The organism is Pseudoalteromonas sp. SMS1 (genome assembly GCF_021530565.1).
Taxonomy (GTDB): Bacteria; Pseudomonadota; Gammaproteobacteria; order Enterobacterales; family Alteromonadaceae; genus Pseudoalteromonas.
Genome location: NZ_JAKGBI010000001.1, coordinates 17239 through 30627, shown reverse-complemented (window position 1 = coordinate 30627; position 13389 = coordinate 17239). Strand labels below are relative to the sequence as shown.

General features: G+C 39.6%; 14 protein-coding genes. 7 read left to right on the top strand and 7 right to left on the bottom strand.

Going from position 1 to position 13389, the window contains the following annotated elements; genetic code table 11:
- The first annotated feature begins 9 nt into the window (after positions 1-9).
- Together L1286_RS00120 and cydB are read left to right on the top strand one after the other, a co-directional pair.
- Positions 10-1356 (top strand): cytochrome ubiquinol oxidase subunit I, encoded by a 1347-nt coding sequence (locus L1286_RS00120; protein WP_235404858.1) that lies wholly within the window; start codon positions 10-12, stop codon positions 1354-1356.
- The gene (cydB, locus tag L1286_RS00115) at positions 1349-2350 is read left to right on the top strand and encodes a cytochrome d ubiquinol oxidase subunit II (protein WP_235404857.1); all 1002 of its coding nucleotides are present in this window, start codon (positions 1349-1351) and stop codon (positions 2348-2350) included. Before L1286_RS00120 ends, cydB begins: the two co-directional genes overlap by 8 nt.
- A gap of 70 nt (positions 2351-2420) precedes the next feature.
- On the opposite strand, the gene L1286_RS00110 is transcribed toward cydB, so the two are convergent.
- Both L1286_RS00110 and L1286_RS00105 read right to left on the bottom strand, forming a co-directional pair.
- Positions 2421-3437: a lytic murein transglycosylase gene (locus tag L1286_RS00110; RefSeq protein WP_235404856.1), complete on the bottom strand. Its 1017-nt coding sequence runs from the start codon at positions 3435-3437 to the stop codon at positions 2421-2423.
- A complete protein-coding gene (locus L1286_RS00105) occupies positions 3430-3711 on the bottom strand; it encodes a YcgL domain-containing protein (RefSeq protein WP_235404855.1) in 282 nt (93 codons plus the stop codon). Before L1286_RS00105 ends, L1286_RS00110 begins: the two co-directional genes overlap by 8 nt.
- Before the next feature lie 146 nt (positions 3712-3857).
- Here L1286_RS00105 and minC point away from each other — a divergent pair, with 146 nt between their 5' ends.
- From minC to minE, 3 genes are read left to right on the top strand one after another with little or no spacing between them, the layout of a single operon-like run.
- Positions 3858-4559 (top strand): septum site-determining protein MinC, encoded by a 702-nt coding sequence (minC, locus tag L1286_RS00100; RefSeq protein WP_235404854.1) that lies wholly within the window; start codon positions 3858-3860, stop codon positions 4557-4559.
- Between the two features lie 5 nt (positions 4560-4564).
- Positions 4565-5374, top strand: coding sequence for a septum site-determining protein MinD (gene minD / locus L1286_RS00095; protein WP_235404853.1), 810 nt, complete (start codon positions 4565-4567; stop codon positions 5372-5374).
- Position 5375: 1 nt separating this feature from the next.
- The gene (minE, locus tag L1286_RS00090; RefSeq protein ID WP_063358211.1) at positions 5376-5639 is read left to right on the top strand and encodes a cell division topological specificity factor MinE; all 264 of its coding nucleotides are present in this window, start codon (positions 5376-5378) and stop codon (positions 5637-5639) included.
- Between the two features lie 48 nt (positions 5640-5687).
- Here the strand turns inward: minE and L1286_RS00085 are convergent, their stop codons facing one another.
- Positions 5688-6185 carry a YcgN family cysteine cluster protein gene (locus tag L1286_RS00085; RefSeq protein WP_235404852.1) on the bottom strand — a complete coding sequence of 166 codons (498 nt, stop codon included), beginning with the start codon at positions 6183-6185 and terminating at the stop codon, positions 5688-5690.
- A 66-nt stretch (positions 6186-6251) separates the two neighbouring features.
- Positions 6252-8234 carry a sensor histidine kinase gene (locus L1286_RS00080; protein ID WP_235404851.1) on the bottom strand — a complete coding sequence of 661 codons (1983 nt, stop codon included), beginning with the start codon at positions 8232-8234 and terminating at the stop codon, positions 6252-6254.
- A gap of 334 nt (positions 8235-8568) precedes the next feature.
- Here L1286_RS00080 and L1286_RS00075 point away from each other — a divergent pair, with 334 nt between their 5' ends.
- Positions 8569-9708, top strand: coding sequence for a Na/Pi symporter (locus tag L1286_RS00075; protein WP_063370938.1), 1140 nt, complete (start codon positions 8569-8571; stop codon positions 9706-9708).
- Between the two features lie 118 nt (positions 9709-9826).
- Entirely contained in the window at positions 9827-10306 is a 480-nt protein-coding gene (locus L1286_RS00070) for a hypothetical protein (RefSeq protein ID WP_235404850.1), read from the top strand.
- 577 nt (positions 10307-10883) lie between these two features.
- Here the strand turns inward: L1286_RS00070 and L1286_RS00065 are convergent.
- Genes L1286_RS00065 through L1286_RS00055 form a run of 3 tightly spaced genes read right to left on the bottom strand, consistent with a single transcriptional unit; the run spans position 10884 to position 13261 of the window.
- The gene (locus L1286_RS00065; RefSeq protein WP_235404849.1) at positions 10884-12071 is read right to left on the bottom strand and encodes an anhydro-N-acetylmuramic acid kinase; all 1188 of its coding nucleotides are present in this window, start codon (positions 12069-12071) and stop codon (positions 10884-10886) included.
- 8 nt (positions 12072-12079) lie between these two features.
- Positions 12080-12487, bottom strand: coding sequence for a hypothetical protein (locus tag L1286_RS00060; RefSeq protein WP_235404848.1), 408 nt, complete (start codon positions 12485-12487; stop codon positions 12080-12082).
- A 15-nt stretch (positions 12488-12502) separates the two neighbouring features.
- Positions 12503-13261 (bottom strand): substrate-binding periplasmic protein, encoded by a 759-nt coding sequence (locus tag L1286_RS00055; RefSeq protein ID WP_235404847.1) that lies wholly within the window; start codon positions 13259-13261, stop codon positions 12503-12505.
- Positions 13262-13389: the final 128 nt, after the last annotated feature.

The window sequence follows — 13389 nt, the reverse complement described above, 5'->3', positions numbered from 1 at the left end:
AGGTGTGTCATGCTTGATACCTTATTGCTGTCGCGGATCCAATTCGCGACCAATATAAGTTTCCATATACTTTTCCCGACCATATCCATCGCACTCGCATGGTTTTTGGTATTTTTTAAAGTCAGATATGTTCAAACGAATCAGCCCGTTTGGCTCCGGGCATATAGATTCTGGGTCAAAATATTTGCGTTGACCTTCGCTCTAGGGGTTGTTAGTGGCATCACGATGTCATTCCAATTTGGTACAAATTGGCCCGGTTTTATGGAACGCGTAGGTAATATTGCAGGCCCATTGCTTGGATATGAAGTTCTGACTGCTTTCTTTATGGAAGCGACCTTTCTGGGAATAATGTTATTTGGCATGAAGCGTGTTAGTCCAAGGGTACACACCTTTTCTACTGTGATTGTCGCAATCGGTACCACCATATCGGCCTTTTGGATTTTATCACTCAACAGTTGGATGCATACGCCGACTGGGCATGAAATCATTGATGGCGTTTTTTACCCAAAAAATTGGCTAGAAATTATCTTTAACCCTTCATTTGGGTATCGTCTGAGTCACATGCTGCTTGCATCCGGCATCACAGCTTCATTCTTGGTTGCAGGAATTAGCGCTTACAGGTTATTAAAAGATGATCATAAGCACGCCCCTAAATTAACGCTAAAGGTCGCGCTCACCGTTGCAGTTATATTAACGCCTATGCAAGCATTTGTCGGCGATTTGCATGGGTTAAATACATTTAAGTATCAACCTCAAAAAGTTGCTGCAATGGAAGGTGTATGGGATACAGAGAAAGGCGCGCCACTGCTCTTATTCGCGGTACCCAATGAAGAAACTAGAAAAAATGAATTTGAAATTGCAATCCCTAACTTAGCAAGCCTTATCCTTACACATGAATTGGATGGAGAAATTAAGGGGTTAAATGAATTCAAAGACGCACACCCACCTGTTAAGCCCGTATTTTTTGGGTTTCGAGTGATGGTGGGCCTAGGTTTATTGATGATACTCGTTGCGTTCACAACGCGAGTCGTTTTGTATAAAAAAGATAGGTTACCTGTTTGGCTGTTAAGGGTTTTGGTCGCCATGACCTTTTCTGGCTGGGTTGCCACTTTGGCGGGGTGGTATGTTACCGAAATTGGAAGACAGCCCTACATGGTACAAGGGTTACTAAGAATCGACGAAGTTGTTACCCAAGTCCCCGCAGAACACGTGTTATATACGTTGATCGGATATCTATGCCTATATTCTTTATTGCTGACAGCTTATATTAAAACGCTGTTTTATACAGCTGACAAGGCGGTTGAAGTTGAAGAATATGAAATGAATGCATCTGTAAGAGGTGGCCAGTATGCTTAGTATAGAATTTCTGGCACAGTTCTACGGTGGGCTAATGGCTCTCGCTATCCTTGTATATGCAATTTTGGATGGCTATGACCTTGGTGTAGGGATTCTCTTGCCAACAGATGATAAGCAGCAAGCTGACACGATGATTGCCTCTATTGGTCCTTTTTGGGACGCCAACGAAACGTGGCTCGTGTTAGCTGTCGGATTAGCACTTATAGCTTTCCCCGCTGCGCATTCAATGATTTTGCAAGCACTGTATTTACCCGTCGCTGTCATGCTTTTAGGTTTGATTTTACGTGGCGTCGCTTTTGATTTTAGAGCAAAGGCGAAGACCAAATACAGAGATGCGTGGGATATAAGTTTTAAAGCGGGAAGTATAATAACGGCATTCTCACAGGGCTTTATGCTTGGTTTATACGTTATGTCATTTGATACGAGCCTGCAAAGCTATACATTTGCAGCTTTGAGCGGCATTGGTGTGGTGGCTGCATATGGTTTAATTGGTTCTGCTTGGCTGGTCATGAAAACGAATGGTGATGTTTACACTCGGGCATTGCATTGGTGTCGTCGTTTTAATTGGGTGTCTTTAATAGGGGTAATAGCGGTATCACTGGTAAACCCCCTCATTAATGAGTTTGTCGCGAAAAAATGGTTTGGTACAGAGCTATCTATTCTGTTGTTACCTATCCCTTTTGCGTGTATCGCGTTATTTATCTTTCAGGACCGTGTACTTGCAAACTTTATTAGTTGCGCTCCTAAGCAAGAAAGTTGGCGTCCTTTCGCGATAAGTGTCGCTGTATTTTTGTTGTGCTTCTTAGGGTTGGTATACAGCTTTTTCCCTTACGTCGTACCAAATGAATTGACGATTTATGAGTCATTGGCAGACCCAAGCGCACTGACATTTATGCTTTATGGCGTTGTTTTGGTGGTACCAGCCATCATAGGGTACACCATATTTTCTTATCGAGTTTTCTGGGGGAAAACCCAAGCACTTACCTATTACTAGTTTCACGCATTAGCCCAACAAAAAGGCAGCGTTGTTAAGCTGCCTTTTTTATTGTTGCGCTTGGCGCTCGTTAGATTTTAGGATATCCGATTCTATCGGATAAATAACCAACACTTGTTACAAAGTAATAGCTGCGGTTCCAGTTCATTAAGGCTTTGTAATTGTCATATGCCAAATACATACGGCCATTCATATCATCAGGCATGACAAGAGCTGCTGTAATATTAACATTTGGTAAGTCAGTGCCATCAGCTCGACGAACCCCTAGGGATTGCCAATCTTCTAATGAACGCTCCGAATTACCAAAGAACTCAAGCCATTGACTATGGTTGCGCGTTCCTCTTTTGAGTACGTGGCTTTCAGAGAACCCTGCAGGCAACTTAACTTGGCGACCCCAAGTTAAGTTATTATTCCATCCAACACTTTTTAAATAGTTTGCGATGGACGCAAATGCATCTTCTTTAGTTGTCCAAATATCTTTGCGACCGTCTTTGTTATAATCAACAGCATAAGACTTGAAAGACGTGGGCATAAACTGGGTTTGCCCCATCGCACCGGCCCATGAACCCTTAAAACTGTCTAATTCAACATGCCCATCACGTAAAATGTCCAGTGCAGCCCATAGTTGACGTTTATACAAAGCTTCTCTGCGACCATCGAAGGCCAATGTTACCAAAGAGCTGATCACAGGGTAGCCGCCTTGGACACGGCCAAAACTACTTTCTAGGCCCCAAAGTGCGATAATAAAACGGCCTTGAACACCAAATTCAGCCTCGATCTTATCTAATAATACTTTGTTTTCTTTGTATAACGCTCTAGCGCGTTTAATTTTCCAATCTGGTACGCGCTTAGGCAGATAGGTTTCTAGTGTTTCGACAATTTCCGGTTGTGTTTTATCTGCTTTAATGACTTTCTTCTTAAATTTTGCAGTTGCAAAAGCAGAGTCTACAAGCGATTGTGTATAACCTTTCTGCAATGCTTCGGCTTTCAATTTATCGAGATAAAGGTCAAATTCTGCTTGTGTTGATGCACTTACTGAAGCTGAAAAACACAGAGAAGTAAGTAATACTTTTAGAGTCTTAGTCACTCTTTGCTCCATTTAGTTTTTTAAATTCATCCAAAAGGTTGTCTTGTGGAGGGGGTATTTGTAAGTAAAAACCCTGTTCGATTAATTTTTCCTTAACCAGAGCTAAATCTGCTACCCCAAGTCTTTCTCTTTTCGCAAGATCAACTAACATTACATATATGGGGGTGCCAAAAGTGCTCATTAGAGGCGCTGGAACTTTGCTGAAATCGTCTCTTTTTTCAATAAAAAGGTAGGTATCGGCTTTTTTACTACTTTTATAAACTGCACTTAGCATTATAACCCTATAAATTCTTGCTTATCTTAGAGCAGCACTATACCATGACATATATAATAATTGGAAAGTTTTGCTGCTCTCAAACGTACACAGTACGGGGTCAAAATAAGATTTAATAAAGAGTACGCAGTTATATTTGAGCGCTTATGTCTACACAATCTTTTGAATTAAAGGGTAACCTTTTTACTTTATCAGTGTTGCAACTATTAGACGCTGATTTAAACGTTGTAAAAGAGCAATTGAGTGAGAAAATATCTCAAGCGCCTAAGTTTTTCAAAGGCGCACCCATCGTAATAAACCTTGCAGAAATCAAAGATGAACCTTTAGGTTTATCTGATCTTAAGTCAATCCTCAGTGATTTATCTTTAAACCCTGTTGGTATTTGTAATGGCAGCGAAGCGCATAACGACACGGCAAAAACGCTTGGAATGTCGGTACTAAACTACACGAAAGACGTCGCACCCGTTGTAAAGACTCAAACCACAACAGAAATAATTGAAAAACAAGTTTATGTTCCAGCTCAGGTTGTTAATGGCACAGTTCGTTCTGGTCAGCAAATCTATGCAAAAGATCGAGACTTGATTGTGATTGGTGCGGTTAGCCACGGTGCAGAAGTCATCGCAGACGGCAATATTCATATTTACGGTACTTTGCGCGGCAGAGCTATTGCAGGTGCTCAGGGCAATGAAAGTGCGAGTATTTTCTGTCAAAAATTAGAAGCTGAGCTAGTATCTGTTAACGGCAGTTACTGGATCAGCGACTCTCTGCAAGGAGAGTTTTGGGGTAATCCTTGTCAAATTACCCAATCGAACGAATCTTTAGAATTAACAGCTTTGGTCAAAGGATAAATCTAATGGCAAAAATTATTGTCGTAACTTCCGGTAAAGGTGGAGTAGGTAAAACTACATCAAGTGCAGCGCTCGGTACTGGGCTTGCACTTAAAGGGTATAAAACAGCCATTATCGATTTTGATATTGGCCTTCGAAATCTTGATCTTATTATGGGTTGTGAACGACGCGTAGTATATGATTTTGTGAATGTCATCAATGGTGAAGCGAATCTCAATCAAGCACTGATTAAAGATAAACGAGTAGAAAAACTTTTTATTCTTCCAGCTTCGCAGACAAGAGATAAAGACGCGCTTACACGTGAGGGCGTCGAAAAAGTGCTCAATGAATTAAAAGAAGACTTTGATTTTATCATTTGTGACTCTCCAGCGGGTATTGAAGCTGGCGCAATGATGGCGCTTTACTTTGCGGACGAAGCGATTGTGACGACTAACCCTGAAGTTTCATCAGTTCGTGATTCGGACAGAATTCTGGGTATTCTACAGAGTAAGTCTAAAAGAGCTGAAGAAGGTTTGTCGCCAGTTAAAGAGCACTTGTTATTAACTCGTTATAATCCAGAGCGTGTGGCAACAGGAGAAATGTTGTCGGTAGAGGACGTGCAAGAGATACTGGCAATTGACCTACTTGGTGTTATTCCTGAGTCAACGGCCGTTTTGAACGCGTCTAACTCTGGTCAGCCTGTCATCCTCGACTCTGATTCAGATGCTGGGCAAGCATACAGCGACGCCATTGAGCGTTTGCTAGGCGAGATTATCGACTTTAGGTTTTTAAATGTCGAGAAGAAAGGTTTACTAAAAAGAATATTCGGAGGCTAATTTGTCTTTATTAGATTATTTCCGTTCAGAGAAAAAAAGCAGTGCCTCTTTAGCTAAAGAAAGGTTACAGATAATTGTTGCTCATGAGCGTTCTAAAAGAGGAACGCCAGATTACTTACCTCAGCTAAAACAAGATATTCTTGAAGTGATCAGTAAATATGTGAAAGTTGATTCAAACGCAGTAAATGTGCAGTTTGAACAGAATGAAGATGATTTAGCAGTTTTAGAGCTAAATGTCACATTGCCTGATGATGAGAGCAAGTAAATGTAAAAAGGTAGCCTTAGGGCTACCTTTTTACATTGGTTACATGGTTTAGTCGATATCGTACTCAGGCCAGATTACGATATGCTCTTCGAAGTCTTCTTCTAAATCTACTTTTGTTTCTAAGACCACTTTATCTTTTATGCTTATCCCGGCTTGATGCATTGCTTCTTTTGAACCCTCATGCTTTAAAGGGTGCCAAGCAGCCAGTCCCCTGCCCTCATGTAGTCGACGGTAGCTACAGGATTGAGGCATAAAAAAGATGTCTTTTAGGTTTTCTTTTGTAAGTTGCACACAACTTGGTACTAATTTTCGCCTTTCGCTATATCTTGTGCAGCCGCCCGTTGTCACTTCACTATATTGGCAAATTACATCAGTGTATAGCAGCTCTTCGCCGTCCCTTAAAACATCCGTACTCTCGAAATGTTCGTCTTCAGAATCGATAAATGAATGTAAGCAACATTTTCCGCAGCCATCACATATTGATTCCCACTCTGCGTTTGTCATTTCTGCTAATGACTTGGATTCCCAAAACTCTACACTACTCATATCTAACGCCCAAAATATCGAACGACGGATTTTACTGTAACAATAGTTATAGCGCAAAGCTTATAGTTAGCCTATTGCTTCATATTGTCTATCGACGATTTCATTTTCTATTGGCAACGATATTTCAATGCAAAGTCCACCTAACAAACTATTGTGGGAGTCAATTCTGCCCTCGTGAGACTCAATTATTTTCTTACACACTGCGAGCCCCATTCCTTTCCCGCCAAGCATTGCGCTTCTTGATACTTCGTCTCTAAATAGCGGTTGAAATAGCTGTTGATGTGCTTCATAGGAAAGTGGCATGCCAGAGTCTTCAATCTTAATGATTAAATTCTGATTGTCTTGAAGGGCTGTTAGAGAGATTTCAACCTTGTCTCCTCCAAATCTTAACGCATTTTTCACAACTTCAAGAATGGCATTTTGCATCGTTTGCCTATCGATGTTGATATTTAGCTGCTCGTCTAATGTATTAGCAATGCTAAACTTTGAATGCTTAGGGTCACCCTCTTGAATGCATGTTTGAAAAACTTCGTTTAGGTATACCTTCGCGCCTAATGTTTCTTTATTCAACAGCGCTGCGATGTCTTTGTCATCAGTTACGAGCATTAACTGGTCTATAAATGCATTCAATTCGTCAATTTTACTCATTAGCTTGTTATACGAGTCCTGTACGTTATCGACGATATTATATTGCAACGACTCTACTTGGATTTTCATAACGGTAAGCGGTGTGCGCAATTCATGGGACAAGTCGGTAAACAACTTGTCTTCTTTTGCTTTCAATAGCACTTCTTTATCGTTCACTTCCTGATGCTTAGAATTCACAGTTTGATTGAGTGCATGAACTTGATGTTGAAGTTGATGCAATAATCTAGACTGTAGAGATTTGTGCTGTAGCGCCAATGCTACGGTGAAAAGCAGTACTTCAATAAGATAACCGATCTTAATAAATGAGGTAATATCAAAAACATCAATTAAGTTGCCGTAACTTGCACCAACTATTGTAAAGATATTCAAAAATACGAGATGGTTTATCAAGCTAAAAGTAAATGTTCTCATTCCCGGCCCTTTTTGTTTGATACTCCAAGAGCAGGTGTAGATGAATACAGGTATAACAAGCGTACTTAAAAGTAAATTGAAGTACACGCTATCTACAAGAAGTGCGATAGGGACTAATGACGCATAAATAGCTATGAACGTACAGTAAACTTTATTGAGTAAAGGATGGTAATGCTTTAATTGTAAGAACCCTCGAACAAAGAGTAAGTGAAAAAGCGGCACCGTCGCCATTAGGAATATAGAAAACTGCCCTGAAAAGCGATTGTGTTCAGGCCAAAAGTACTGAAACGTAAATCCAGCAGTGTCGATCACGATTAAGAAGAATAAGAATGTCCAAGTCGCATAATAGACATTGGTACTGTTTCTATTGAAGAATAAGTTTACCAAAACAATCAGCAATATCGCAGCAATGACACCCGCCAAACTTGCATTGGTGATTAAACTTTTATGTGACTCAGCTAAGAAATTATCTTGCGAATGCAGTCTTAGGTTTGCCGGTGCGTTGGCAAATGTTTGGTACTCCACTAAAAAGATATTTTCACCAGCATTGAGTTTTAACGGGATATAAAATTGAGGGTCTTGTATCGGTCTTTTACTGAATGGATCTGCTTCTGTAAGATTTATAACGTCTAGCCAGCCATAATGGGTCTTTTGATATACAGACAGCTTTGCCAATCTAGGAAATCCAAAGGATAAAATCCAGTCACTTACTTCTGTGTTTCTATTCACTTTGAAATAAGCCCATTTAGAATAGATCTCTTTCTTTGGTTTTTTGTGTAGGTCGTTAAGTGGCCTAAATTGTTGTGAGAAGTCAGGAAAGTTAAATACGCTGCGAAACTCATCATTGTAATCAAAGTAGAACAGTGCCGACTTATTGATTGACACAAATTGCGTATCTTTATTGACACTTGCTGGTTGGATATTTGGAGACATATCAGCATAAGCTGGAAACAGAAAAAAACCAATCAGTATCAGTAACAAACTACGCATTACCCGCTCTCTTATTTATTTTTTTCAAATTTTAACCTTGAATCATGTAGAGAATATGGAGGTTGAGAATGATTGTTGTTTACTTGGGTATGTTTTGTAAAGGATTGTAATAATCAAATTTGTATAAAAATATCAATAAAAACAGTGGTGTGATGTTTTATTGAGCAGAAAAATGTTCATTAATTAACAACGCTCTTTGCTAATGTTGATATAGAAATACGGTAATCTTCTAATTGAAATATTTCTGTCATATTTCTTTGGTTAAATGCGCCCTGAAATAAAAACGTCATCAAAATGCCATATAGTTTAGGCATAGACACAACGAGATAAATCAATGAGTGAATATAGCGAAAAGTCATTTCCATCTAAATTACTAACCTGGGGTGCAATTGCATTTCTAGTTTATTTGGTTCTTGTAGCCGTAGGTACAGTGAGCGGTGGTTTTAAACTTGCTTCAGGTGGTTCCGAGGGAGCCAAAGAAATCTTCGCTTTTGCTACTAATCCATTTGTAGCGCTTCTATTAGGTGCACTTGCGACTGCACTTGTACAATCTTCTTCAACAGTGACCTCTGTTATTGTTGGCCTTGTGGCTGGTGGTCTTCCACTACAAATCGCAATTCCAATGATTATGGGTGCAAACATTGGTACTACAATTACAAATACGCTTGTATCAATTGGCCATATTCGTTCGAAAGAAGAATTCCAGCGTGCATTTGCCGCTTCTACGGTACATGACTTCTTTAATTTATTTGCCGTTGCTATCTTCCTTCCACTAGAAATCATGTTTGGTTTGTTAGAAAAATTCTCAGCAAGCTTAGCGCATCTATTCGTGGGTGATGCAGATCTCTCTCTTAAGAGTTACAACTTCGTTAAACCACTTGTTAAGCCGGCAGTAGGTATTGTAAAAGATGGTGTAAGCTTCTTAGAAGGCACGGCAGCAGGCGTTGCAATGGTAGTAATCGGTATTGCAATGATTCTATTTGCAGTGACGACGCTTGGTAAGTTGCTTAAACAAGCTCTGGTTGGTAAAGCGAAAGATCTTCTTCATGGTGCAATCGGTCGTGGCCCAGTTGCAGGTATCAGCTCAGGTGCGGTTGTGACTGTGATGGTTCAGTCATCTTCAACTACAACAAGCTTAATGATTCCTCTAGCAGGGAGCGGTGTATTCACAACTCGCCAGATTTATCCATTCACATTAGGCGCAAACATTGGTACGACTATCACAGCGCTTTTGGCTGCCACTTCAATCACAGGTCCTGCCGGTGAAGTAGCGCTAACAGTTGCACTAGTACACGTCATGTTCAATGTATTTGCTGTGGGTCTTATTTATGGGTTACCACTTCTACGCGAAATTCCAATCAAGTGTGCTGAGAAACTTGCGGAAGTTGGTGCTAGAAATAAAACAGCCGCATTCGGATACGTACTTGGCTCATTCTTTGTCGTACCAGGATTAATAATGCTAGCAGTTCGCTAATCATCATTCTTTCTGATAAGCCCCAGAGAGCTTAATAAAGTTTTCTGGGGTTTGTTCATATATATGCAATAAATTTTGTGCACTATAATACTGTTAATTATTAATTTAGTTCTTAAACATGGCAAACACACGAACAATTCAATTTGAACTTTATACTCACAGTGATCCTATGTTTTCTACTGGGCGTGTTTCTGCAATTGACGAAATACGATTTGAAACGCAAGGCGCTGAGTTGGTACTTGATTGTTTATTACCGCACGACGCGGCAGTAGGTAACGTTATTCAAGTGACTGCAACGCATGAGCTTGAAAGAGATGTAAGTTTCAGCGGAAGTTATATTTTAACCGAGCATGACTTAAACAAAGGTGTAATTGAACTTATATTAACTGGTTATGGCCAAGCGGGCATGTATATGACACAACTGAGTTTAACTGGACTTACTGGTGGCGTTAAGAACCTTGTAGATGCTCAGGTAGAGCTAGAACACGCGATCTTTAATTCTGAATTAAATGAAAACACGTATTATAAAAAACAAAGCTCATTCAATTTGATCATGTCTAAACTTAAAGCTTGGAAGTCAGATTTGCTCATGGCGTAGTGTGTTCCGTATTTAAACGGTCTGAATAAATTACCATTGTCTGATTAAATCTGATATCAAACACTTCTTGCTAAAAAAACAAACGTATCCTCTTTATGCCAAGAGGGTGTTTTCCAGCCTTGGAGATATCTTGCGCCGAACTAGTTTTTAAATCCTAAGCCTTCACTTTTACACTGCTATCGTATTTATATACGTTGGCAACTCAAAAAAAGTAACTTCTTTTAGCTGTTTTCTCTAATTAACTTTCTGATTTTCTATTACTTTAAAACGCTTTACGTTCACATTGTTTAACTCCCATTTATTGATTGTGGCCATGAAAAAGATAGAAGTGCTGTTTTGTATTGCATCTTCAATGAAACTCCGGGAACTAAAAAAGAAATAGAATAAAAAGGTTTAGATAACAAAGCCTGACAATTTAATCTTGCATTTGGGCACATGACATTAGTTGTCAAGCTAATGAATGTAATCGCTGATATATGTGCCTGCTCCCCGTTTGGGAAATTTTCAAGGTTCAAGGGAAGCTGTTATTAGTCTAGTCATATACATTGGTCGAGTTATGACCAATTTGTGGTGATCTTTATAAAGGCAAACTTAGTTTTCCTAGTGTTAATCCACTTTCATTGTGTTTTGGTTTGTCCGCAGCGATGCACTCGTTGGCCAGCACCGCAAATAATACTGCTTCCTTTGAATCTGCGTTGATACCATTCATATCTAATGTCTCTATTTCTACAGTGTCATAAAGCAGATTAGAAAGATTATTTAATAAGGTTGTGTTGTGCGCACCTCCGCCACTCACAAAAATATGTAAATTATCTTCTACTTTAAGTTGCTTTATGTGCTGAGCTATGACTTCTGCTGTAAACTGATTCAGAGTTGCCATTATATCTGAATGATTTATAGCGACCAATTCTGAGCAAGAGTCAATGCAGTGTTCTAATAGCGCTAAATTGAATAACTCGGGACCCGTAGTCTTAGGAAGTGGTTGAGCGATAAAGTCATTCCCTAATAAAGTGTCAAGTAAGGGCTTAACGACTTTACCCTTTGCTGCGATATTGCCATCTTGATCAAAGTTTTTGTCAAAGTACTTTTTGACATACTGATCCATCATAGTATTGCCTGGTCCTATATCTGAACATACTATCTCATTGATCGTCGCCCCCTTTTTCATATAAGTGAAATTGGCAATCCCCCCAATATTTAGTAATACAGTGTTTCTGGATTTACTAGAGAACAGAAAGAAATCACCGTACTGTGCCAAGGGCGCACCTTCAAACCCCGCTGCAATATGCTTTTGTCTAAAGTCCGATATCGTAATAATGCCAGTATTAACAGCGATGTGATCACCATCTCCCAATTGTAAAGTTGCATTATTGAATTCTGGATAATTGTGAAAGTGTTTAGGAGAGTGATAAATCGTTTGGCCGTGACTTGCAATGAGATCAACAGCCGTTTTATCCACGCCCCACTCTACCAATTGCTGATTAATCATACTTGCGTGCAATTCTCCAATCCAAGGGTTGAGCAGAGTTAGATACTGCAAGTTTACGGTGTCCTTTGCGAACACACTCATGATCTTATCTTTACAATCCTGTTGATATGCAATGGTATTAAATTTAAGTACTTCACAACGAGTGTTTTTACCACTACCAGAAATTTTGCACAAGGCTAAGTCTAGACCATCTAATGATGTGCCACTCATTAGCCCAAGAATAATACGTGTTGGCTTTTTTGCGATAGAATGAAGAGCGTGTATGTATGGATTCATAGTTCAGATTACATGTTATTACTGGTTAGCACCGAGATGACAGGGTATAAATTTTTACCTAAATTGACGGTGAGATTGATCGTTTCATCTCCTTTAAACCTCAACTTGTTAGGTAAACTCGTAAGCACTTTTGAGCTTCCGTCAGCATAGGTTACCATTAAATGGTGGGGCTCAAGTGTTCTACTGCCAGATGAAAGGTTTTTAATATTTAAAAGCGCTGCCCTTTGTCCATGCTCGTTTGACATCGTTATTGCGCTGGTAATCTTGAAGTCACTGACCACCGGTCGCATGTCTTTTTCATTATAAAATAGCGAATAGTCAGTGTAGATTTGTGTATTATCTATGGTAAATGGCTTTTCAATGGTTGCATTTGCGATGCTAGACAGTAACAGCACTGGCACGAATAGTGTTTTCAATGTTTACTCCACAATTTACTTCGCGGCTAGACCCGCTCTTCGGCTCAAAATGGCTTCAATTTCTGGCTGAGATTGTTCGATTGCGTTATTTATCGCGTCAATTTCAGACGCTTTAAAAGTCATTCGGCTCAGCATAAAGTGGATTGCATTATCGTTTACAATATATGAGTGTAGCCTTAATCGTTTATATCCTAATTGATTTATATAGAAGAAACCAGTGTGTTCATCTTCAATAAGAAAGTCTATGCGTTTTTTATTGACCAACTCTATTCGTCTGGAAACACTGGCAACTTCGACAAGCCTTTGCTGATACCAACTGATCTGCAAAATCTGCCGTAACTCTTCACCATAATAAGCACCTGGGTTGGTTACAAAGGTGTATTCGTCAGCAAATAGTTCGGTTAGGCTTTTTACGGGTGGTAATTCTAAGCGGGTAAACAGCCGCATCCGTTCTCGCCTGTATGGGTTGCTAAAGTGTGCATTATTGGCTCTATCAATATTAAAACTTGCCGAAGGAAGTACATCGACAAACCCTTTATAGAGCTCGGCGAGTCCTCTGGCTGAAGTTGGTAGTCGTATAAACTTAAAACACACATTTGCTTTGTTAAATATAAGCTTTGTTATTTCGATATCTAAACCATAAGGTGTATCGCCTTTGTACATAACGTACGGCGGCCAGCTACTGCCAATACCGATCTTTTTTTCAGATGAGCATCGTTCGTTTGAGTGTGTGTAAAAAGGGATTAAAAAAATAATCAGTAAAAGGAATTTCACATTACTATACGTTTATAAGGCATCTACTAAGTATGAAATATTTATAAAAAAAAACAAAGGTGCAGAGCACCTTTGTTTTATAGAGCGGGTTGGCCTATCCTTCTGTCAATTCAGAAAGGTTTCTGAAT